Below are 22,654 nucleotides of genomic sequence, written 5' to 3' on the forward strand. Positions count from 1 at the left end.
ACATGCCAAACACCGTCGCACAACAACAACCGTCGCGCTCGAAGATCTCGGTCAAGGACCTGAACTTCTACTACGGCAAGTTCCACGCGCTCAAGGGCATCAACCTCGAGATCCCCGAGAACAAGGTCACGGCCTTCATCGGCCCGTCGGGCTGCGGCAAGTCGACCCTGCTGCGCACCTTCAACCGCATGTTCGAGCTGTACCCCGAGCAGCGTGCCGAAGGCACCATTGCGCTGGACGGCGAGAACCTGCTCACGTCCAAGCAGGATGTGGCGCTGATCCGCGCCAAGGTCGGCATGGTGTTCCAGAAGCCCACGCCGTTCCCGATGTCGATCTACGACAACATCGCCTTCGGCGTGAAGCTGTTCGAAAATCTGTCGGCCAGCGAAATGGACGACCGCGTCGAGTGGGCCCTGAAGAAGGCCGCGCTGTGGACCGAAGTGCGCGACAAGCTGCAGCAAAGCGGCTCGGGCCTCTCAGGTGGCCAGCAGCAACGCCTGTGCATTGCGCGCGGTATCGCGATCAAGCCCGAAGTGCTGCTGCTCGATGAACCCTGCTCCGCACTCGACCCGATCTCGACCGCCAAGATCGAAGAGTTGATCGCCGAGCTGAAAAACGAGTACACCGTGGTCATCGTGACCCACAACATGCAGCAGGCCGCCCGCTGCAGCGACTACACCGCCTACATGTACCTCGGCGACCTGATCGAGTTCGGTGCCACCGAACAGATGTTCTTCAAGCCGCAGCGCAAGGAGACCGAGGACTACATCACCGGCCGCTTCGGTTGAAGTCAAAGGAAACACCATGACCGAGAAACACCTTTCCAGCCAGTTCGACAGCGAACTCAACGGCGTCTCGTCGCGCGTGATGGAGCTCGGCGGCATGGTCGAGTCGCAGATCCACCAGGCCGTGTACGCCCTGCTGCAGTTCGACGCCGAAGCCGCCGACCGCGTGATGGAGACCGAGCATCGCGTCAACGCGATGGAGATCGAGATCGACCGCGAGCTGTCGTCGATCATTGCGCGTCGCCAGCCCACGGCACGCGACCTGCGCCTCTTGATCGCCATCAGCAAGACCACCGCCAACCTGGAGCGCGTGGGCGACGAGGCCAACAAGATCGCGCGCATGGTCAAGTCGATCATCGAGAGCGGATCGGCCCGCCAGCTGCCCACCACCGAGCTGCGCATTGCCGCCGACCTGGCCTCGAACCTGCTGCGCACCGCGCTGGACGCCTTCGCGCGCCTGGACACGGCCGCCGCGCTGTCGATCCTCAAGGACGACGACCTCATCGACAAGGAGTTCGACGGCTTCGTGCGCAAGCTGGTCACCTACATGATGGAAGACCCGCGCACCATCTCCGCCAGCCTGGACCTGCTGTTCCTGGCCAAGGCCATCGAACGCATCGGCGACCACGCCAAGAACATCGCCGAGTTCATCATCTACATCGTCAAGGGCGCCGATGTGCGGCACACTTCGATGGAGGAAATCGAGTCGGCATTGCAGTGACGACCGTCGCCGCAAAGACTCCCCATAACGCATGAAGAAACCAAGAGTCCTGATCGTCGAAGACGAATCCTCGATCGCCGAGCTGATCGCCGTCAACCTGCGCCACAACGGCTTCGAGCCGATCTGGTCCGAAGACGGTGCCGCCGCCCAGCGTGAAATCGACGCCTTCCTGCCGGACCTGATCCTGCTCGATTGGATGCTGCCGGGCCAGAGCGGCCTGCAGCTCGCGCGCCAGTGGCGCAAAGACCCGCGCACCAAGGCCATCCCGATCCTGATGCTGACGGCGCGCGGCGACGAGCCCGACAAGGTCGCCGGCCTCGATGCCGGGGCCGACGACTACATCACCAAGCCGTTCTCCACGCAGGAAATGCTGGCGCGCATCCGCGCTGTGCTGCGCCGCCGCGCGCCCGAGGTGGTGACCGAGCGCGTCGAGATCGGCGAACTGGCCCTCGACACCTCCACCCACCGCGTGACGTGGCAGGGCGGAGCACTGAAGGTCGGCCCGACCGAGTTCAAGCTGCTGGCCTACCTGATGCAGCATGCCGAGCGCGTGCACAGCCGCGCGCAGCTGCTGGACAAGGTGTGGGGCGACCACGTCTATATCGAGGAACGCACGGTCGACGTGCATGTCAAGCGCCTGCGCGAGTCGCTGGGCGTGGCCGCGCCGATGGTGGAAACCGTTCGTGGAGCGGGTTACCGGCTGACGGCCCAAGTCACGGTGTGAGCAGCGCCGTGAGCCTCGGCGGCGGGCGCGGATAATCGCCCGCCATGCCTTTCCGTATTGCTACTTTTTTAATAGCGTCCCTCGCAATTGCGGCGGGCGCTGTCGGCCTTTTTGGCTGGAAGTACGGCTGGCTGGGCGCCTGGCTGGGCGCGGTGCTCTGGCTGGGCTTCGATGCCTGGCGCGCCGAACGCCTGCTGCGCGTGCTGCGCAACGACGCGGCCGGGCTGCCGTCGCGCGGACCGGGCGTGTGGGGCGAGCTCTCGGAGCGCATCCGCAAGCTGCTGCGCGAGCGTGAACAGCAGACCCGACAGGCCGAAGACCGGCTGCAGGAGTTCCTGGCCGCCATCCAGGCGTCGCCCAACGGCGTGGTGCTGCTCGACGAGCAGGGCCGCATCGAGTGGTGCAACCAGACGGCGGCGGGGCAGTTCGGCATCGATGCCGAGCGCGACCTGCTGCAGCACCTGGCGAACCTCGTGCGCGACCCGGCGTTCGTGGCCTACCTGGCCTCGTGGAACTACAGCCGCGACGTCGTCATCGACGCGCCCGGTCTCGTGCATGCACAGCATCGCGGCCATCCGGTGCGGCTGTCGGTACAGGTGCATCCCTACGCCGGCAACCGGCGCATGCTGCTCACGCGCGACATCACGGCGCTGGAGCAGGCCGAGGCGATGCGGCGCGATTTCGTGGCCAACGTGTCGCACGAGATCCGCACGCCGCTCACGGTGCTGGCGGGCTTTGTCGAGACGCTGCAGAACCTGCCGCTCGATGCGGATGAACGCACACGCTATCTGTCGCTGATGGGGCAGCAGTCGCATCGCATGGAAACGCTGGTGAACGACCTGCTGACGCTGTCGCGCCTCGAAGGCAGCGCGGCGCCATCGGGCAACCAGTGGGTGCGCATGCGCGCGCTGCTTGCGCAGTGCGAAGACGAAGGGCGCGGCCTGTCGGGCCGGCTCACGCCGCAGGGACACCGGCTCACGTTCACGTCCGAGGCCGAGTCCGAGCTGTCGGGCGCGCCGACCGAACTGCAGAGCGCGATGTCGAACCTCGTGAGCAACGCCATCCGCTACACGCCCGGCGGCGGTGAGGTGGTGGTGACCTGGCGGGTGCTGCCCGACGGGCGCGGTGAATACGCCGTGCGCGACACGGGCCCGGGCATTGCCGCCGAGCACATTCCGCGGCTCACCGAGCGCTTCTATCGCATCGACCGCAGCCGCTCGCGCGAGACCGGTGGCACCGGGCTCGGGCTGGCGATCGTGAAGCACATTGCGCAGCGCCACGGCACCGAACTGCGCATCGAGAGCACGGTGGGCAAGGGCAGCCGTTTTGCGCTGCTGTTCCCGGCGACGCGGGTGCGCGAAGCGCGCGTGATGACCAAGTAAGCAGGCCGCGTGGCCCTCAGCGGGCCCGCGCCTTCATCGTCCAGCGCAGCAGCGCGACGAACAACAGCGCCGTGAGCGCCAGCGCCGCGGCGCTCATCAGCCAGAAGGCCAGCGGCGACTGCATGGCCGGCCACGGCCCCAGGCCGCGGTAGGCCAGCAGGTAGCTGCCGCCCAGGCCCATGCCCCAGAGCATCGCGCAGTAGATGACCAGCGGTGCCAGCGTCACGCGGTAGCAGCGGAGCACGAAGACGCACAGCGTCTGGAACGCATCGGCGATGTGATACAGCGCCACCGTGGTCAGCAGCGCCGCTGCCATCGCGATCACGGCCGGGTTGTCGGAGTACACGTTGGCGAGCTGCGTGCGGAACACGGCCATCGCGCCGGCATAGAGCAGGGCAAACAGGGCGGTGAGCTCAAAGCCCAGCCGGCAGGCATGGCGCGCCCGGGCGCTGTCGCCGGCACCGAGCCAGAAGCTCACGCGCGCGCTGGTCGCGATGGCGAGCGACAGCGGCGTCATGTAGGCCACGGCCAGCAGGTTCGAGGCGATCTGGTGCGCGGCCGCTGCCGCGGTGCCCAGGCGCGCGATGAAGAGTGCCATCAGCGTGAACGACGTCACTTCCACCAGCACCGCGAGGCCGCCGGGCACGCCCAGCCGCGCGAACAGGCGGATCTGGCGCCAGTCGGGCGCCTCGATGCGTTCCCACAGCTGGTAGCCGCGGTAGAACGCGCCGTGGCGCAGCAGCCAGACCGCGCAGCCGAGCATGGCCCAGTTCACGCACAGCGTGGCCCAGGCGCAGCCCACCAGTCCCATCGCCGGCAGGCCGGCGCCGCCGAAGGTGAACCAGACCGACAGCGGCAGCTTCACGAGCAGCGAGGCCAGCTGCAGCCAGGTCACGAGCTTGGGCTTGCCCAGGCTCTGGTTCAGCGTGCTGAAGAGGCGAAAGAGCAGGGCGGGCGCCAGCGCAAAGGCCAGCACCGCGAGGTAGGCCTCGACCTCGCCGCGCATGTCGGCGGGCACCTGCGTCCAGCGCAGCGCGGCGCCGGGCAGCAGCAGCACGGTCATGCCGACCACGACGGCGATGGCTGCGAGGTAGAGCGACTGGCGCACCGAGCGGCCGATCTCGCTGCCCCGGTTGGCGCCGTGCAGTTCGGCCCACACCGGCAGCAGCGCCTGCAGCACGCCCATCAGCGAGACATACACGCTGACAAAGATGGCGGCGCCCACCGACAGCGCGGCCAGCGCGCCTTCGGAATAACGGCCCGCGATGATGGTGTCGGCCACGCCGAAGGCCATCACGGCCAGCTGGCCGATCAGCACCGTGCCGGCGTGCCGTGCGATGAGTCCGCGTTCGTTCCCGTGCGTGCTGCTGCTCACGGGTCAGCGCACGATCTTTTCGTAGAGCAGCAGGTCGTCCGCGGGGCTGCTGGGACGGCGCAGAGTGCCGCTGAAGCGCCACTGTTCCAGCGGGATGATGGTGTGCAGCCGCTCGATGGTGTCGGGGCTCACGAGCAGCCACGGGCAGTCGTTGCCCAGCAGCAGCGGCTGCAGGTTGAGGTTGCCGTGGTGGCGCAGCGCCGCGACGTGCGGCCGGCTCAGCGCCAGCTCGGCGACGCAGCGCGGGTGGCCGATGCGCTCGGTCACGGCGCGCACCTGCGGGACGTAGCTGCGCGCGTAGTCGATGGACGGTAGCCACAGCGTCATCAGCAGCATCCAGCACAGCGCGGTGCCGCCGGCCGGCAGCACCAGCGTCTTCCAGAGCGCGGCGCGATGGCGCCCGGTGCGCCAGCGCACCAGCCAGCACCAGGCCAGCGTGGCGGCCAGGGCGAGCACGAAGGCGACCGGCGAGAACTCGGCCACGAAGCCCGGCACCAGCCGCGCCACGCTGGCGGCCGGCTTGCGCGGCGCGCCGGTCAGCATGGCGATCCAGTACATCCAGCCGAGCACGGCCAGGCCGCTGAAGAACAGCACGTTGAACCAGTCGATCAGCGCTGCCGCGCTGCGCCGGAAGGTCGGCAGCGCGAAGGCCGCCAGCGTGGCGAAGGCGGGCAGGGCCAGCAGCAGGGAGCGGTCGGAGAAGTCGGTGGTCCAGGTGGCGGCCAGCGGCACCAGCGCGAACCACAGCGGCAGCGCGACGTGGCGCTCGAGCCACTGGCGGCGCCAGCGCCAGAGCGTCCAGATGGCGAGCGGCCAGACCGGCCAGGTGAACCACAGCAGCAGCTTGGCCTGGCTGCGCACGTCGGACAGCAGCGAGTGGCCCAGCGTGATCTTCCATTGCGCCAGGCCCAGGCCGAAGACCAGCGCGGCGGCCAGCACGGTGATGCCGACCATCGTCAGCAGCGCGCCCAGCGTGAAACCGGGGCTCTCGTCGTCGCTGTAGCCTTCTGCTGCACGGGCGGCGCGCTGATGGCGCTCGTAGGCCATGTACACGGCGCTGCCGATCGCCAGCGCGAGGCCGACCGTCGGACCGCCGCTCAGCGTCATGCCGAGGGTGCCGACCACGAGCGCGATCACCGGGCCGACGCGGCGGTAGGGCAGTGCGGCCACGCCGTAGAACAGATGCGAGGCGAAGTACAGCTGCGCCAGCGCGGGCGTGGTTTCATGCCCCAGCTGCGCCAGGCCCAGCGAAGCGATCAGCGCCAGCAGGCCGCCGTCGGCAATGGCGCGGGCGTAGTCGGTGGGGCGTGCCTCGCCGCCGAAGGCAAAGGCCACGGGCTGGGCGCGCGGGGTGCGGGCCAGGTAGTAGACGGCGTACCAGGTCGCGGTGAAGGTGCCCCACAGCATCAGCGCGAACACGAAGCGCACGGCCAGGTCGGGGTTGACCCACGACGGGGCGAGCTGGATCGCCCAGGCGCCGATCCAGTAGGGGATCAGCGCGGGGGGCTCGGGTCGCATGCCCAGCAGCAGCGGATCGAACCAGCGGGCGATGCCTTCGGTGCTGCGGGCCAGCTCGGCCATGTAGCCGAAGGCCGTGATGTCGGCGCTCTTCCAGGGGCCCCGGCCGAGCAGGCCCGGCAGCAGGTAGGCCGCGCACAGCAGCAGCAACGCGACGCGCGGCAGCCGGCGTACGGCATTCTGGGCAACGATCGCGGGGGTCGGCTGGTTCAAGGGCGAGGCGGAAGAGGCGAAGGGGTGATTGGAAAGAAAAAGGGCAGCGCGGTAAACCGGGCTGCCCTCGACGCCAGAGCGCGTGCCTGATTACTTGGCAGCGGTCTTGCCGAAGCGGTTGCGGAACTTCTCGACGCGACCACCCATGTTGTCCACCGACTTTTGCGTGCCGGTGTAGAAGGGGTGCGATTCGCTCGTGGTGTCGAGCTTGAACAGGGGCAGCTCGCGGCCGTCGTCGGTCTTGCCCATTTCCTTGGTGTTTGCGCACGAACGGGTCACGAACTTGAAGCCGTTCGACATGTCGACGAACAGAACTTCGCGGTAATTCGGGTGGATGCCTTCTTTTGCCATGGTGTTTCCTTTTGCGCTGTTGGAATCAATGCGCGGTCGATGCGAGAGCCACCAGCGTGCCAGCAATCTGGCGCGCCGCCCTGAGGCCTTTGACGTGAAGTGTGAGGGCCAAGGAAGCCGGGCGACGTGCCCAGCCGCACTTTTCGCGGAGCCCATGATTATCGCATACTGCCCCAATTGCGAGCAAACCGGGCCCTCCCATGACTTCTACACCCCTTCGCGCCGGCCTTGTCGGCTACGGTTTCGCCGGCCAGACCTTCCACGCGCCGGTGCTCTCGGCCGTTCCGGGACTCGAACTGGCGGCCGTGGCGAGCTCGCAGCCGCACAAGGTGCACGCCGACTGGCCCGGCGTGGCCGTGGTGCCCGACGTGGCGGCGCTGGTGGCCCGGGCGGACATTGACCTCGTGGTGGTGGCGACGCCCAATGCCCAGCATCATCCGGTCGCCAAGGCGGCGCTGGAGGCGGGCAAGCACGTGGTCGTCGACAAGCCGTTCACGCTCGATGTGGCCGAAGCGCGGGATCTCGAATTGTTGTCTGCGCGCAACAATCGCGTGCTCTCGGCCTATCAGAACCGGCGTTTCGACGCCGATTTCCTGACGCTCCAGCAGGTCCTGGGGTCTGGCGATCTGGGGCGCCCGGTGTATCTGGAATCGCATTTCGACCGGTTCCGTCCCGAGGTCCGCGAGCGCTGGCGGGAGCAGCCCGTACCCGGCGCGGGCCTGTGGGTGGACCTGGGCGCGCACCTGCTCGACCAGGCCGTGCAGCTTTTCGGCCGGCCCGACACGCTGCAGCTCGACACGGCCGCCTTGCGCGATGGCGCTCGGGTCGAGGACTACTTCCACGCCGTGCTGCGCTACGAAAGCGGTCCCCATGCACCGCTGCGCGTGGTGCTGCACGCCACCACGCTCGCGGCCCATGCCGCGCCGCGCTACATCGTGCACGGCACGCGCGGCAGCTACGTCAAGCATGGCGTCGATCCGCAGGAAGACGCGCTGCGCGCCGGCCAGCGACCGCCAGCCGAAGGGTGGGGCGCCGATCCGCTCGATGGCGAACTCACGCTGGTCGGCAGCGACGGCGCGCCGCACTTTCGCGCGGTGCCGACGCAGGCCGGCAACTACGTCGCCTACTACGCGGCGGTCCGCGATGCGATCCTCGGCAAGGGGCCCAATCCCGTGCCACCCGCGCAGGCCGTCGCGCTGATGGAGCTGCTCGACATCGGCCGCCAGAGCGCAGCCGAAGGCCGCGCCATCCGCATCGAGCGCCCATGAAAAAAGCGCGTTTAACCCGGGGGTCAACCCGCTTTTGCGGAAGAGCCTGAAGCTCAGCCGCCGCGACGCATCATGTCGAAGAACTCGACATTGGTCTTGGTCGCCTTCATGTTCTTGAGCATCAGCTCCATCGACTCGATCTCGTCCATGTTGTACATGAGCTGACGCAGGATGCGGGTCTTCTGCAGGATCTCGGGGGCCAGCAGCAGTTCTTCGCGGCGCGTGCCGCTGCGGTTGAGCTGGATCGAGGGGAACACGCGCTTTTCGTACAGGCGGCGGTCCAGGTGGATTTCGGAGTTGCCGGTGCCCTTGAACTCTTCGAAGATCACTTCGTCCATGCGGCTGCCGGTGTCGATCAGCGCGGTGCCGATGATGGTCAGCGAGCCGCCTTCTTCCACGTTGCGCGCGGCGCCCAGGAAGCGCTTGGGACGCTGCAGCGCGTTGGAGTCCACACCGCCGGTCAGCACCTTGCCCGACGAGGGTACGACGTTGTTATAGGCGCGGGCCAAGCGGGTGATCGAGTCCAGCAGGATCACCACGTCCTTCTTGAGTTCGACCAGGCGCTTGGCGCGCTCGATCACCATTTCGGCGACGTGCACGTGGCGCGCTGCGGGCTCGTCGAAGGTCGAAGCAATGACTTCGCCCTTCACCGTGCGCTGCATTTCGGTCACTTCTTCAGGGCGCTCGTCCACGAGCAGCACCATCATGTGCACGTCGGGGTAGTTGGCGCTGATCGCGTGGGCGATGTGCTGCATCATCACCGTCTTGCCGCTCTTGGGCGGCGCCACGAGCAGGGCGCGCTGGCCTTTGCCGATGGGGGCGATGATGTCGATGATGCGGCCGGTGAGGTTCTCTTCGCCCTTGACGCCTTCGCGTTCCAGCTTCATCTGTTCCTTGGGGAACAGCGGCGTCAGGTTCTCGAACATCACCTTGTGCTTGTTGGCTTCGGGTGCGCCGTCGTTGACCTTGTCCAGCTTGGTCAGTGCGAAGTAGCGCTCGCCGTCCTTGGGCGTGCGCACTTCACCTTCGATCATGTCGCCGGTGTGCAGGTTGAAGCGCCGCACCTGGCTGGGCGAGATGTAGATGTCGTCGGTGCTGGCCGTGAAGCTGGTGTCGGGGCTGCGCAGGAAGCCGAAGCCGTCGGGCAGGATTTCGAGCACACCGTCGGCGAAGACCTGTTCGCCGGCCTTGGCGCGCTTCTTGATGATCGCGAACATCAGCTCTTGCTTGCGCATGCGGCCGATGTTTTCGATCTCAAGCGCCTCAGCCTGCTTGAAGACTTCAGACACGTGGAGTGCCTTGAGTTCGTTTAAGTGCATGGAACGACCCCTGGAGGGGTAATCGAATCGGGAACGGGGGGAGGTTTGATGTGGGGCAAGAACTGCCTCACGAACCGGGGAACTCGAACCGGTTGCCTGATGAAAGGCCCGGTGAACTGAGGGCGATTATGACAGGAAAATCGCCCCGGCCAACGCATTGCGCGCTGGCCGGAAGAAATGCATCAGGCGAGTTGCTGGTCGATGAAGGCCGTGAGTTGCGCCTTGCTCATGGCGCCGACCTTGGTGGCGGCCAGCTGGCCGTCCTTGAACAGCATCAGCGTGGGGATGCCGCGAATGCCGAACTTGGCGGGGATGTCGCGGTTCTCGTCGACGTTGAGCTTGGCGATCTGCAGCTTGCCTTCGTAGGTGGCCGAGACTTCGTCCAGGATCGGGGCGATCATCTTGCAGGGACCGCACCATTCGGCCCAGTAGTCGACCAGAACCGGCTGGCTGGACTTGAGCACGTCGGCCTCGAAGGAAGAATCGGAGATGTGTTTGATCAGTTCGCTGGCCATGTGATGTGTCCTTGTGCGCAGAGAGAGTTTCGGTGCAGCTAAAGTGCGGGTCATTGTGACAGAAACCAAGGGGCGACGTGCCATGCGGCCCGGCTATGGCGGCGATAGCCAAAGCCCTTTGCGGCCCTGCCGCCGACCCCCTCAACCCCCTCGATAGAACATGAACGAAGGCCACCCCGTCCAGGCCCTGTGGTGCGATCCCGCCGACGGCGTCGTCGCGCGGATCGTGCGCGCGCTCGGCGAGCGCCAGCTGCATGCGGCGCGCACCGTGGTGCTGGTGCCGTATGCGCAGCTGATGGCGGTCGCGCGCGGCATGTGGGCGCGCTGCGGCAGCCCGGGCTTCGTGCCGCGCTTCGAGACCACGCACAACTGGGCGCGCAGCGCGGGAGGTTTCCTGCCGTCCGGCTACGACATTGCCTTCGACATGGCGCGCGACCTGGTCACGGCGCAGGGCCTGCTCGCACAGTCGGGCTTCCAGGCCGAACGCTTCGCGCTCGCGGGGCGCGTGGTCGAGCTGGCCTATCAGCTGGCGCCGCTGGCATCCGCCGTGGCGCCTGACGTGCGCGGCAGCGACTGGGCACAGGGCGCAGCCAAGGTGGCCGATGCCGGCAGCGAGTCGGAGTGGTTCCGCATCGAGAGCGCGCTGATCCGCGTCGCCGTGGCCTGGGCCGCTAACTCGGGCTACGCGACCGACGTGCTGCTGCGCGACGCGGCGCGCACGCAGGTCGACGCGCTGATCGTGCTCGAAGGCTTCCAGACCGATCCGCTCACGCAGGCCCTGTGCGCGCTGTGGGGCGATCGCGCGATCCGCATTCCGCTCGTGCCCGCCGATGCCCCGCCGTCTGCGGCCCACGCGCACGTGGCGCTCGACCCCGAGGACGAGGCCCAGCTGGCCGCCGCCTGCGTGCTGCAGCACTTGGCCGAGGGCCGCGCGCCCGTCGCGCTCGTCGCCACCGATCGCGCGCTCACCCGCCGCATCAGCGCCCAGCTGAGCACGCAGGGCATCGTCACGCACGACGAAACCGGCTGGAAGCTGTCCACCACGCGCGCCGCCGCCACGCTGATGAGTGCCTTGCGCGCTTGCGCGCACGACGCGGCCACCGACCAGGTGCTCGAATGGCTCAAGAGCGGCGCCGAGGTCGATGTGTTCGCCGTGCAGTCGCTCGAAATGCGCCTGCGGCGCGAGGGCGTGCGCGACTGGCAGGCCTGGTGCGCGTTGATCGCGCGCAGCGACAAGCCGCAGGACGAAGGCCTGCGCACGTTCACCGCCACCATCGAAACCTGCCGCGCCCCGATGGCGCGCGCGCGCTCCCTGGCGGAGTGGCATCGCGCGCTGCGCGAGCTGTTGACGGTCGGCGAGCAGTGGGACGCGCTTGCCGCCGACTTCGCGGGCGCCAAGGTGATCGCCGCCCTCTGGCTCGATGCCGACGCGCACGGCGAGGAAGACGAGTTCCCCGGCGGACGCCACAGCCTGGCCGAGTTCACGGCCTGGGCGCGTGACGTGCTCGAAGACGCCAGCTTCGTGCCGCCCGCCGGCGACGAGGCGCCCAAGGTGTCCGTGCTGCCGATGTACCAGCTGCTGGGTCGCGTCTTCGGCGCCGTCGTCATTCCCGGCTGCGATGACCGCCGCATGCCCGCGTCGCCCGAGCCGCCGGGCAACTGGAGTGCGGCGCAGCGCCTCGACCTGGGACTGGCCTCGCGCGAGGTACTGGAGGCCGCGCAGCGCGCGGCCTGGGCCATGGCCACGCGCAACCCGAACTGCGACCTGGTCTGGCGCCATTCCGACGCCAGCGGCGAGCCCGTGCGGCCGAGCCCGCTGGTGCAGGCCCTGCAGCTCGCCCATGCACTGCAGCCGGGCGTCGATCCGCGCACGCCGCGCGACGTCGCCGTCACGCCGACCCTGCGGCCCACGCCCTCGGGCGCGCTGCTGCCGCTCACCAATGTGTCGACCAGCGTCTACGAAGACCTGCGGCGCTGTCCCTATCGCTTCTTCGCGCTGCGCCAGCTGGGCCTGCGCACCGCCGACGAGCTCGATGCCGAGGTCGATAAGCGCGACTTCGGCAACTGGCTGCACGCGGTGCTCGGCCAGTTCCACGAGACCTTGCGCGACGCGCCGATCAGCGATGCGCAGGCGCGCGCCGCGCTGCTGGCCGGCACCGCACGCGATGTCACGCAGACGCTCGGCTACTCCGACGCCGAGTTCCTGCCCTTCGCCGCCGCGTGGCCGGCAGTGCGCGACGGCTACCTCGACTGGCTCGCGAAACATGAAGCCGACGGGGCGGTCTTCGTCGAGGCCGAGCCGTGGAAGGAGCAGCCCCTGGGCACCCTGCGGCTGGTCGGCCGGCTCGACCGCGTCGACCGCACGGCCGACGGACAGCCCTTCGTGATCGACTACAAGACCGAAACCGCCTCCGTCACCAAGGAGCGCGTGAAGGATCCGACCGAGGACACGCAGCTCGCCTTCTACGCCGCGCTGGTGGCCGACGACACACTGCGCGCGGCCTACGTCAACGTGGGCGAGAAATCGTCCGGCACGCAGACCGTCGAGCAGCCCGCCGTGGTCGAGGCGCGCGATGCGCTGGTCGCCGGCATCATCGACGACTTCGCGCGCATCGCGCAGGGCGCGCCGCTGCCGCCACTGGGCGAGGACAGCGTCTGCGATTTCTGCGCCGCACGCGGCCTGTGCCGCAAGGATTTCTGGGAGGTCACGCCATGAACGGCGCTGCCTACGAACACAACGGCCGGCACGTCGCGCGCGAGGCCTTCTACACCGTCGCCTGCGATCCGCGGCGCTCGGTCGCGGTCGAGGCCTGCGCGGGCGCCGGCAAGACCTGGATGCTGGTCTCGCGCATCGTGCGCGCGCTGCTCGAAGAGGGCGATTCCGCCTGCGAGCCGCACGAGATCCTGGCCATCACCTTCACCAAGAAGGCCGCCGGCGAAATGCGCGAGCGGCTCGACCAGTGGCTCGCGCTGTTCGCCGAACTCGATCCGGCCGCGTCGCAGCGCGAACTCGTGATGCGCGGCATGACGCCCGAGGCCGCGCAGGCGGCCGTGCCGCGCCTGCAGGGGCTCTACCGGCGCCTGCTCGAAGGCGGGCGCCCGGTGCAGTTCCGCACCTTCCACGCGTGGTTCGCGGGCCTGCTGCGCAACGCGCCGCTCGCCGTGCTGCGTGAACTGGGCCTGCCGGCGAACTACGAGCTGCTCGAAGACGATGCCGAGGCGCGCAACCACACGTGGCGTCCGTTCTTCGAGGCCGTGACCGGCGATGCGCGCGCGCTGGCCGACTACTACGCCGTCGTCGCCACCCACGGCCGCTCGCAGACGGCGAAGGCGCTGGGCGAGGCGCTGTCGAAGCGGGTCGAGTTCTCGCTGTCCGACCCCCAGGATGCGGTGACACCGTTCGACGTGCTGTACCCGGCCCTGCAGGGGCTGGAGGTGCCGACCGACGCGCTGCGCGGCGAGGCCGTGCGCCGCCGCTGGCTCGACCGTGCCGCCGTCCTCGGCCGCGAAGCCAACAAGACACCGCAGAAGGCGGCCGAAGCCATCATCGACGTGTTCGGCACCGGCGAGCCCGCGCCCGAGGCGCTGACCGACGCGCTCGCCGTGCTGCGCAAGACCTTCTTCGTCGCCAGCGAAGACCGGCTCACCAAGAACCTGCAGAAATTCCCCGCGGCGCAAGAGGCCGAGACCGAACTGCAGCTGCTGTGCGCGGCACAGGCGCAGCACGCGGCCTGGCTGTACCAGCAGCGCATGACGCGGCTCACGCGCCTGCTGATCACCGCCTTCGGCGAGGTCAAGCGCGCCCACGGTTGGGTCGACATGAACGACGTCGAGCAGGCCGCGCAGCTGCTCCTGGGCCAGTCGGCGTTGTCGGGCTGGGTGCAGGAGCGGCTCGACGCGCGCGTCGCGCACCTGCTGATCGACGAGTTCCAGGACACCAACCCGCTGCAGTGGCAGGCGCTCTACGGCTGGCTCAGCGCCTACACGGGCGCGGGCGGCAGCGCGCCGCGCGTGTTCATCGTGGGCGACCCCAAGCAGAGCATCTACCGCTTCCGCCGCGCCGAGCCGCAGGTGTTCATCGCCGCCAAGAAATTCGTGCGCGAAGGGCTCGGCGGCGAACTGCTCAACTGCGACCACACGCACCGCAACGCGCGCGCCGTGGTCGGCCTCGTCAACAGCGCGATGCTGGCCGCGCAGGCGGCCGGCGAGTTCGACGGCTACCGCGCCCACACCACCGAGCGTGGCGACGACGGCGAACTGCTGAAGCTGCCCGCCATCGACCGCGACGCGCTCGACACCGCCGTGGCCGCCGCGCCGGCCGACGACGGCATGCTGCACTGGCGCGACAGCCTCGTCACGCCGCGCGTGCTGCCCGAAGAACAGCTGCTGCAGAAGGAGTGCGAACAGGCCGCGCGCTGGGTCGCGCAGCGCATCGCCGACGGCACGCCGCCGCGCCAGATCATGGTGCTGGCGCGCCGACGCAGCCGGCTGTCGGCCATGCAGGACGCGCTGCGCCGCCGCCACATCCCCGTGCAGCAGCCCGAGAAGAACGACCTGAACGACGCCCCCGAAGTGCAGGACGTGGTCGCGCTGCTCGACGCGCTGGTGTCGCCCGCGCACGACCTGTCGCTGGCGCGTGCGCTCAAGTCGCCGCTGTTCGGCATCGACGACGACACGCTGGTGCAGCTGGCGCGCTGCCAACGCGAGACGCCGGTGGCCAGCTGGTTCTCTCTGATCCAGAAGGGCGAAGGCCTGCCGCCCGTGCTGACCGAGGCGGGCGTGCAGCTGCGCCGCTGGCAGCGCTGGCTGATGGCGATGCCGCCGCACGACGCGCTGGACGCGATCTTTCACGACGGCGACGTGCTCGCGAAGTTCGGCGCCGCGGTTCCGGCGGCCTTGCGCCAGAGCGCATTGGCCAACCTGCGCGGGCTGGTCGCCGCCTCGCTCGATATTGATGGTGCGCGCTTCGCGACGCCTTATGCCCTGGTGCGGGCCTTGCGCGCGGGCGGCGTGCGTGCGCCCACCGTGGCCGCGCCCGAGGCGGTGCAGTTGCTGACCGTGCACGGCGCCAAGGGCTTGGAGGCCGACACGGTGCTGATGCTCGACTGCGACGCGCCACCGCCGCGCGCGCAGACCATGGGCGTGCTGGTCGAGTGGAAGGGCAGTGACAGCGCGCCGACGCGCTTCGTGTTCCTGGCCAGCGAGAAGACCCCGCCGGCCTGCGCCGCCGCGCTGCTCGAAGAGGAGCAGTGCGCGCGTCACCGCGAAGAACTTAACGGGCTCTACGTGGCGACCACGCGGGCCCGCGAGCGGCTGGTGCTGTCGTCGGTGAAGCCGTCGCGCGCCAACGAGGGCAGCTGGTGGGCGCGGCTGGAGCTGCTGTGCGAGCCGACCGAGGACGACGAGCCGCTGGTCGAAGCCTCTGCTGCCGGCGAGAGCGGGGTGGGCACCTTCGCGATGAAGCGCCTGCCCGCGCCGCTAGTGGCTGCAATTGGTACGCCGCCCGAAAGGAAAAAGGCGCAGGACGCTACGGTCGACGCGCGCGCCGCCGCGTTCGGCCAGGCCATGCACCGGCTGCTCGAATGGGCGGTGCCCGGCGAAGCCTTGCCACCGGCCCATGTGCGGGCGGCTGCGCGCGAATTCATGCTCGATCCGCAGCAGGCGCGCGGCGCCGCGGCGCTGGCCCAGCGCATCCGCGCGGGCGCCGGTGCCTGGGTGTGGGACGATCGCAGCATCGACTGGCATGGCAACGAAGTCACGCTGGTCCACGAGGGCGATACCTTGCGCATCGACCGGCTGGTGCGCGAGCGCTCCACCGGCGCATGGTGGATCCTCGACTACAAATCGGCCGCGCGCCCCGAACGGGACGCGGCCCTGATCGCACAGATGCAGCGCTACCGCGCTGCCGTGCAACATGCCTACCCCGGTGCCACGGTGCGCGCCGCGTTCCTGACCGGGCAGGGCGAACTGGTGAATCTCGAATGACTGTTTCTTCTACCGTCGCCGTCATCGGCGGCGGACCTGCCGGCCTGATGGCGGCCGAAGTACTGAGCGCGTCCGGCGCGCAGGTGCATGTGTACGACGCGATGCCCTCGGTGGGCCGCAAGTTCTTGCTGGCCGGCCGCGGCGGCCTCAACCTCACGCACTCGGAGCCCTTCGATGTGTTCGTGACCCGCTTCGGCGAGCGCCGCGCGCAGCTCGAGCCGCTGCTCGCGGCCTTCGGTCCGCAACAGGCCCGCGAGTGGGCGGCCGGACTGGGCATCGAGACCTTCGTCGGCACCTCGGGTCGCGTGTTCCCGACCGACATGAAAGCCGCGCCCTTGCTGCGCGCCTGGCTGCATCGCCTGCGCGCCGCGGGCGTGCAATTCCACATGCGTCATCGCTGGGTGGGTGATGGGGCCTTCGATGCGAACGCGCTGCGCTTCGCAACGCCGGCGGGCGAGGTCACCGCCAAGGCCGATGCCGTGGTGCTGGCCCTGGGCGGCGCGAGCTGGGCGCGCCTGGGCTCCGACGGCGCATGGGCGCCGTGGCTGCAGGCACAAGGCGTGGCGGTGGCGCCGTTGCTGCCGGCCAATTGCGGCTTCGATGGCGCAGGCTGGAGCGAGCATTTTTCAAGCCGCTTTGCAGGGCAGCCCTTCAAGTCGGTCGCGATCGCTTTCACCGACAGCCAGGGGCGGCACTTCGGGCGCAAGGGCGAGTTCGTTGCTACGGCCACCGGCATCGAAGGCAGCCTGGTCTACGCGGCGTCGGCGCTGCTGCGCGACGAGATTGCCGCGAACGGCAGTGCGACGCTGCTGCTCGACCTGCTGCCCGACCGCAGCGCCGAACAGGTGCTCGCCGCGGTGAAGCATCCGCGCGGCGCGCGTTCGCTGAGCAGCCACCTCAAGAGCCGTCTCGGCATCGAGGGCATCAAGGCGGGCGTGCTGCACGAGGCGCTGAGCAAGGAAGCGATGCAGGACCCGGCGCAGCTGGCGGCCACCATCAAGGCGGTGCCGCTGAAGCTGGTCGCGACGCGGCCGGTCAACGAGGCGATCAGCACGGCGGGCGGCGTGCGCTTCGATGCGCTCGATCCGGCTCTGATGGCGACGGCGCTGCCCGGCGTGTTCGCGGCCGGGGAGATGCTCGACTGGGAAGCGCCGACCGGCGGCTACCTGCTCACTGCGGCGATGGCCAGCGGGGCGGCTGCGGCGCGCGGCGCGATCCAGCGGCTGGGGCTGTAGCGGCAGGCGCTGCTCAGCGCTTGCACGGCCAGAAAAAGACCTGCTCGGGGTCGTCCGCATCGAGGTTGTCGATGTGGCCGCTCTCCCTGAACCCGGCTTCTTTCAGCAGCGCGTGCATCGCCGTGTTGGAGCGATTCGTCGAGGTGAAGAGCTTGGGGCGTTCGCAGATCGACTGGAAGTGATCGACGAGCCTCAGGCCGAGTCGCCTGCGGCGAAATGGCTCGCCGACCATGAGCATCTCGATGAAGCCGCAGTCGAAGAAGTGGTGGTGCAGCACGCCGTAGGCGGCGATCTCGCCATTCGTCTCGATCACATGGCAAAAGCGATCTTCGATCCAGCCTTTGATCTGAACGGCGCGGTGCGCATCGCGCGCGGCCACGGTGTCGAGGCGCACCAACGCTTCGAGATCACTGATGCGGGCGGGCCGGATGTCCAAGTTCATGGAGGGCTGCGCTAAGTTCTGGGAATTTGAGGTGTCCGGGTCGGTAACCCCTGGACACGGCGCGTAAGTTCTCTGCAAAGGAACTCACGGCTTCTGGATGTTAGGTTGACGAGCCTTACCCCTGGCACTGACTACGCAGTTAGGGCTGCTTGGTTCCCCACCTGACCCGGTTGGCCACTTCACCATGCAGGGAGGCCCGTCAGCCTGCATTCTAACCGCGCGGATTTGCCCCCTTGGCCGGGGCGTGAATCATTTCGACGGCGGATGGGAAACAAGCGTGAAGTGACCCCCGCCGCGCCTTTTAGAATGCCCGCAATGTCTTATCTCGTGCTCGCTCGCAAGTTCCGTCCGAAAACCTTCGGTGAGATGGTCGGTCAGGGGCATGTGGTCCAGGCGCTGGAAAACGCGCTGACGACGCAGCGCCTGCACCACGCCTATCTGTTCACCGGGACGCGGGGCGTGGGCAAGACCACGGTGTCGCGCATCCTGGCCAAGTCGCTCAATTGCCAGGGCCCGGACGGGCAGGGCGGCATCACGGCCACGCCCTGCGGCGTGTGCCAGGCCTGCCAGGACATCGACTCGGGCCGCTTCGTCGACTACACCGAGCTCGACGCGGCCTCCAACCGCGGCGTGGACGAAGTGCAGTCGCTGCTCGAACAGGCGGTCTACAAGCCGGTGCAGGGGCGCTTCAAGGTCTTCATGATCGACGAAGTGCACATGCTCACGAACACCGCGTTCAACGCGATGCTCAAGACGCTCGAGGAGCCGCCCGAGTACCTCAAGTTCGTGCTGGCCACGACCGATCCGCAGAAGGTGCCGGTCACGGTGCTGTCGCGCTGCCTGCAGTTCAACCTGCGGCCGATGGCGCCCGAGACGGTGCTCGAACACCTCACGAGCGTGCTGCAGACCGAACAGGTGCCGGCCGAGCCGCAAGCCCTGCGCCTGCTCGCGCGCGCGGCGCGCGGCTCGATGCGCGATGCGCTCTCGCTCACCGACCAGGCCATCGCCTTCGGCAACGGTGAGCTGCTCGAGACCGGCGTGCGCCAGATGCTCGGCAGCGTCGATCGCGGCCATGTGTTCCGCCTGATCGAAGCGCTGGCACAAGGCGACGGCAAGACCGTCGTCGACACCTCCGAGGCGCTGCGTCGCGACGGCATGTCCGCCGCGTCCACGCTCGAAGAGATGACGGCGGTTTTGCAGGCCATGGCCGTGCTGCAGGCCGTGCCCTCGCGCGCCGAATCGGCCGACGCGGCCACCGACCCCGATGCGGCAGACACGGCGCGCCTGGCGTCGTTGATGCCCGCCGACGAGACGCAGCTGCTGTACAGCCTGTGCCTGCACGGGCGCGGCGAGCTGGGCCTGGCGCCCGACGAGTACGCGGCGCTGACCATGGTGTTGTTGCGGCTGCTGGCCTTCAAGCCCTCCCACGCGGCCGCCTCGACGGCCTCCACGGAAAAAAAAACTCTGAATGACGCCGGCGGCGCCGCGCCGCGGGCTCCCGCGCGCGAAGCTGCCCCGGTTTTCCGGCCTTCGGTGCCCGATCCGGCACCCGCTGCCGCGCCTTCGCAACCGTCCGCACAACCCGCGCCGGCCGGCCAGCGGCTCGCGGTGGTCGATACCCCGCAGCGCCAGCCCATGCCCCGGCCTGCCCCGCAGGAGGCGTCCGACGCCCCCGCAGCCCATGTCGTCGGCGTGCCGATCCGCGTGCAGCCGCCGCCCGGCCAGCGCGACGTGCCGCGCGAAGAAGAACAGCGCAGCACCTACACCCCGATCCCGCCGAGCGAAGAGGGCGACTTCTGGCATGCCACGGTCATGCAGCTCGTCGCGGCCGAAAGCGTCGCGGCGCTGGCGCGCGAGCTCGCGCTGCAGTCGCAGCTGGTGGCGCGCGACACCGACCAGTGGATGCTGCGCATTGAGCGCGAAACCCTCAACCAGCCGTCCAGCCGCGAGAAGCTCACGGCGGCGCTGCAGGGCCTCGGCCACAATGTGAGGCTGGCCATCGAGATCGGCGGCGTGGTCGACAGCCCGGCGCGCCGCAACAAGCAGGCGGCCGACGAGCGCCAGCGGGTGGCCGAGGAAGCCATCCGCAGCGACCCCGAGGTGCAGATGCTGATGCGCGACTTCGATGCGAAGATCGTGCCCGGATCGCTGAAGCCCCTCTGACGCCGGCGCCGCAGTCGCCTCATTTTTCGACCGTATTCTTTCCATCACCAACCCATCACAGACAGGACCAACGATGTTCAACAAAGGACAACTGGCCGGCCTCATGAAGCAGGCGCAGGCAATGCAGGACAACCTCAAGAAGGCCCAGGAAGAACTGGCGCACATCGAGGTCGAAGGCGAGTCGGGCGCCGGTCTCGTCAAGGTCGTCATGACCTGCAAGCACGACGTCAAGCGCATCACCATCGACCCCAGCCTGCTGGCCGACGACAAGGACATGCTCGAAGACCTCGTGGCTGCCGCCTTCAACGCCGCCGTGCGCAAGGCCGAGGAAACCAGCGAGCAGAAGATGGGCAAGTTGACGGCCGGCATGCCCGGTCTCCCGCCCGGCATGAAGCTCCCGTTCTAAGCGAGGCATGGCAGACGCCAGTTCGCTCGATGCGCTGGTCGATGCGCTGCGCCGGTTGCCCGGTGTCGGCGTCAAGTCGGCCTCGCGCATGGCCTTCCACCTGTTGCAGCACGACCGCGAGGGCGCGCAGCTGCTCGCGCGCGCGTTGCAGCAGGCGGCAGGCCAGGTGCGGCACTGCGAGCTGTGCAACACCTTCACCGAAGCGCCGATCTGCCATGTCTGCATGGACTCGCGGCGCGACGGCACCAAGCTGTGCGTGGTCGAGACGCCGGCCGACCAGGCCGCGCTCGAACGCACGGGCGCCTTTCGCGGCTACTACTTCGTGCTCATGGGCAAGCTCAGTCCGCTCGACGGCATCGGGCCGAAGGACATCGGCCTGCAAAAGCTGTTCGACCGCGCACGCGACGGCACGGTGAGCGAGGTCATCCTCGCGACCAACTTCACCGCCGAAGGCGAGGCCACGGCGCATGTGATCGGCGAGGCGCTCAAGCAGCACGGGCTCACCGTGACGCGTCTGGCGCGCGGCGTGCCGGCCGGCAGCGAGCTCGAGTACGTCGACCTCGGCACCATCGCGCACGCGCTGGTCGATCGCCGCTGACGCGCGGCCTGTTCAAGGCCGCGTTCGTTCTTTCCTCCTGTTGTCGTCACCATGACCTTCTCCTTGCTCACCGTCGCCTACTGGTGCGTGTTCATCGCCTGCGGCCTGCCGTACCTCGCGGCATGGATCGCGAAGGCGGGCAGCTTCGGCGTGCGCGACAACATGCATCCGCGCGACTGGGCTGCCAAGCAAAGCGGCTGGCGCGCACGCGCCAACAGTGCGCAGGCCAACAGCTTCGAAGGCCTGCCGTTCTTCATCGGCGCGGTGGTCATTGCGCACCAGCTCGGCGTGGCGCAGGCGCGGCTCGACATGCTCGCCGTGGCCTATGTGGTGCTGCGCGTGATCTATCTCGCGCTCTACATCCGCGGCGCGCCGAGCGCGCGCAGCGCGGTCTGGGCACTCGCGTTCCTGGTCAATATCGCGATACTTTTTCTGGCGCGATAGCGCCTTGGCGAAGGCTTCTCCAGGAGGCCTTCGTGCTTACGTGAAAACCCGCACGGGATGACCCCGATGCAGGCCCACAGGGCGCACGCCTAAGCTCGATTCAGTTCACCAGAATCACAGAGCCCGCAGGACCGCGCCATGCTTCATCGCAGAACCCTCATTTCCGCCTCCGCAGTCGCTGCCGCAGCGATTGCATTGCCGCGGGTCTTTGCGCAGCAGGCCAAGCTGGAGAAAACCAAGGTCTCGATCGCGGTGGGCGGCAAGGCGGCGTTCTACTACCTGCCGCTCACCATCTCCGAGCAGCTGGGCTACTTCAAGGCCGAAGGGCTCGAAGTGGAAATCTCCGACTTCGCCGGTGGCGCGCGCGCACTGCAAGCGGTGGTGGGCGGCTCGGCCGATGTCTGCTCGGGCGCCTACGAGCACACGATCAACCTGCAGGCCAAGAACCAGTTCTTCCAGGCCTTCGTGCTGCAGGGCCGCGCACCGCAGATCGCGGTGGGCGTGTCGACGAAGAACATGGCGGGCTACACCGGCATCCAGGACCTCAAGGGCAAGAAGATCGGCGTCTCGGCGCCGGGCTCCTCGACCAACATGGTGGCCAACCTCGTGCTCTCGCGCGGCGGCCTCAAGGCCAGTGACGTGAGCTTCATCGGCGTGGGCGTGGCGGCGGGTGCGCTCACCGCGCTGCGCTCGGGCCAGATCGACGCCATCAGCAACACCGACCCGGTGATGACCATGCTGGAGCAGAAGGGCGACGTGAAGATCATCAGCGACACGCGCACGCTCAAGGGCACCGAGCAGGTGTTCGGCGGACCGATGCCCGCCGCTTGCCTCTACGCACCGATCGATTTCATCCAGAAGCATCCCAACACCTGCCAGGCGCTGGCCAACGCGATCGTGCGCGGCCTCAAGTGGCTGCAGACGGCGGGGCCGGGCGACATCATCAAGACCGTGCCCGAGACCTACCTGCTGGGCGACCGCGCGCTGTACCTCGCGTCGTTCGACAAGGTGCGCGAGTCCATCGCCACCGACGGCCTCGTGCCGGCCGAAGGGCCGAAGACGGCGCTCAACGCCATCGCGAGCTTCGACACCTCGGTCAAGGCCGACAAGATCGACCTCGCCAGGACCTACACCAACGATTTTGCAAAGCGTGCGAAAGACAGGTTCAAAGCCTGATTGCGAACGTTCAGCAACCCGGCTTCGGCCGGGT

Annotated in this window: 19 protein-coding genes and 1 other RNA gene; 13 read left to right on the plus strand and 7 right to left on the minus strand. The window is 68.5% G+C overall.

Features of this window, described 5'->3' with window-relative positions; translation table 11 throughout:
* Positions 1-2: 2 nt before the first annotated feature.
* Genes pstB through phoR form a run of 4 tightly spaced genes read left to right on the plus strand, consistent with a single transcriptional unit; the run spans position 3 to position 3,612 of the window.
* Positions 3-788 carry a phosphate ABC transporter ATP-binding protein PstB gene (pstB, locus tag AC07YS_RS03265; RefSeq protein ID WP_056580144.1) on the plus strand — a complete coding sequence of 262 codons (786 nt, stop codon included), beginning with the start codon at positions 3-5 and terminating at the stop codon, positions 786-788.
* Between the two features lie 16 nt (positions 789-804).
* Entirely contained in the window at positions 805-1,506 is a 702-nt protein-coding gene (gene phoU / locus AC07YS_RS03270) for a phosphate signaling complex protein PhoU (protein ID WP_062473142.1), read from the plus strand.
* A gap of 31 nt (positions 1,507-1,537) precedes the next feature.
* Positions 1,538-2,230 (plus strand): phosphate regulon transcriptional regulator PhoB, encoded by a 693-nt coding sequence (gene phoB, locus AC07YS_RS03275; RefSeq protein ID WP_062473140.1) that lies wholly within the window; start codon positions 1,538-1,540, stop codon positions 2,228-2,230.
* A gap of 44 nt (positions 2,231-2,274) precedes the next feature.
* Complete coding sequence (gene phoR / locus AC07YS_RS03280; RefSeq protein WP_495267473.1) at positions 2,275-3,612, plus strand: phosphate regulon sensor histidine kinase PhoR; 1,338 nt, start codon at positions 2,275-2,277, stop codon at positions 3,610-3,612.
* 16 nt (positions 3,613-3,628) lie between these two features.
* Here phoR and AC07YS_RS03285 read toward each other — a convergent pair whose 3' ends face one another.
* From AC07YS_RS03285 to AC07YS_RS03295, 3 genes are all read right to left on the minus strand, one after another.
* Positions 3,629-4,987, minus strand: a complete 1,359-nt coding sequence (locus AC07YS_RS03285; protein WP_369646810.1) for an MATE family efflux transporter — start codon at positions 4,985-4,987, stop codon at positions 3,629-3,631.
* 3 nt (positions 4,988-4,990) lie between these two features.
* Positions 4,991-6,718 carry a hypothetical protein gene (locus tag AC07YS_RS03290; RefSeq protein ID WP_495267474.1) on the minus strand — a complete coding sequence of 576 codons (1,728 nt, stop codon included), beginning with the start codon at positions 6,716-6,718 and terminating at the stop codon, positions 4,991-4,993.
* 90 nt (positions 6,719-6,808) lie between these two features.
* On the minus strand, positions 6,809-7,069 hold the full coding sequence (locus tag AC07YS_RS03295; protein ID WP_056580149.1) for a type B 50S ribosomal protein L31: 261 nt from the start codon (positions 7,067-7,069) through the stop codon (positions 6,809-6,811).
* Between the two features lie 200 nt (positions 7,070-7,269).
* Here AC07YS_RS03295 and AC07YS_RS03300 point away from each other — a divergent pair, with 200 nt between their 5' ends.
* Complete coding sequence (locus AC07YS_RS03300) at positions 7,270-8,337, plus strand: oxidoreductase (protein ID WP_495267475.1); 1,068 nt, start codon at positions 7,270-7,272, stop codon at positions 8,335-8,337.
* Positions 8,338-8,390: 53 nt separating this feature from the next.
* Here the strand turns inward: AC07YS_RS03300 and rho are convergent, their stop codons facing one another.
* Both rho and trxA read right to left on the minus strand, forming a co-directional pair.
* Complete coding sequence (gene rho / locus AC07YS_RS03305; protein WP_062473130.1) at positions 8,391-9,656, minus strand: transcription termination factor Rho; 1,266 nt, start codon at positions 9,654-9,656, stop codon at positions 8,391-8,393.
* A gap of 182 nt (positions 9,657-9,838) precedes the next feature.
* A complete protein-coding gene (trxA, locus tag AC07YS_RS03310; protein ID WP_042578306.1) occupies positions 9,839-10,171 on the minus strand; it encodes a thioredoxin TrxA in 333 nt (110 codons plus the stop codon).
* 160 nt (positions 10,172-10,331) lie between these two features.
* Between trxA and AC07YS_RS03315 the strand changes: the two genes are divergently transcribed.
* Genes AC07YS_RS03315 through AC07YS_RS03325 form a run of 3 tightly spaced genes read left to right on the plus strand, consistent with a single transcriptional unit; the run spans position 10,332 to position 17,391 of the window.
* Complete coding sequence (locus AC07YS_RS03315) at positions 10,332-12,887, plus strand: PD-(D/E)XK nuclease family protein (RefSeq protein WP_495267476.1); 2,556 nt, start codon at positions 10,332-10,334, stop codon at positions 12,885-12,887.
* Positions 12,884-16,156: a UvrD-helicase domain-containing protein gene (locus AC07YS_RS03320; protein ID WP_159271581.1), complete on the plus strand. Its 3,273-nt coding sequence runs from the start codon at positions 12,884-12,886 to the stop codon at positions 16,154-16,156. The genes AC07YS_RS03315 and AC07YS_RS03320 overlap by 4 nt, the downstream gene beginning before the upstream one ends.
* Entirely contained in the window at positions 16,153-17,391 is a 1,239-nt protein-coding gene (locus tag AC07YS_RS03325; RefSeq protein ID WP_495267477.1) for a TIGR03862 family flavoprotein, read from the plus strand. Before AC07YS_RS03320 ends, AC07YS_RS03325 begins: the two co-directional genes overlap by 4 nt.
* A gap of 13 nt (positions 17,392-17,404) precedes the next feature.
* On the opposite strand, the gene AC07YS_RS03330 is transcribed toward AC07YS_RS03325, so the two are convergent.
* Both AC07YS_RS03330 and ffs read right to left on the minus strand, forming a co-directional pair.
* Positions 17,405-17,827 carry a GNAT family N-acetyltransferase gene (locus AC07YS_RS03330; RefSeq protein WP_495267478.1) on the minus strand — a complete coding sequence of 141 codons (423 nt, stop codon included), beginning with the start codon at positions 17,825-17,827 and terminating at the stop codon, positions 17,405-17,407.
* Between the two features lie 110 nt (positions 17,828-17,937).
* Positions 17,938-18,034: signal recognition particle sRNA small type (ffs, locus tag AC07YS_RS03335), an RNA gene on the minus strand.
* 114 nt (positions 18,035-18,148) lie between these two features.
* Between ffs and dnaX the strand changes: the two genes are divergently transcribed.
* The 5 genes from dnaX (at position 18,149) to AC07YS_RS03360 (ending at position 22,620) form a co-directional block, all read left to right on the plus strand.
* Complete coding sequence (gene dnaX, locus AC07YS_RS03340) at positions 18,149-19,996, plus strand: DNA polymerase III subunit gamma/tau (protein WP_495267479.1); 1,848 nt, start codon at positions 18,149-18,151, stop codon at positions 19,994-19,996.
* A 73-nt stretch (positions 19,997-20,069) separates the two neighbouring features.
* Complete coding sequence (locus AC07YS_RS03345) at positions 20,070-20,402, plus strand: YbaB/EbfC family nucleoid-associated protein (protein WP_007836669.1); 333 nt, start codon at positions 20,070-20,072, stop codon at positions 20,400-20,402.
* Between the two features lie 7 nt (positions 20,403-20,409).
* Positions 20,410-21,000: a recombination mediator RecR gene (gene recR / locus AC07YS_RS03350; RefSeq protein WP_062473120.1), complete on the plus strand. Its 591-nt coding sequence runs from the start codon at positions 20,410-20,412 to the stop codon at positions 20,998-21,000.
* A 51-nt stretch (positions 21,001-21,051) separates the two neighbouring features.
* On the plus strand, positions 21,052-21,444 hold the full coding sequence (locus AC07YS_RS03355) for an MAPEG family protein (protein ID WP_070060948.1): 393 nt from the start codon (positions 21,052-21,054) through the stop codon (positions 21,442-21,444).
* Between the two features lie 138 nt (positions 21,445-21,582).
* A complete protein-coding gene (locus AC07YS_RS03360) occupies positions 21,583-22,620 on the plus strand; it encodes an ABC transporter substrate-binding protein (RefSeq protein WP_062473116.1) in 1,038 nt (345 codons plus the stop codon).
* Positions 22,621-22,654: the final 34 nt, after the last annotated feature.

Source organism: Variovorax sp. GW458-11-26-14-LB1, from assembly GCF_059423965.1.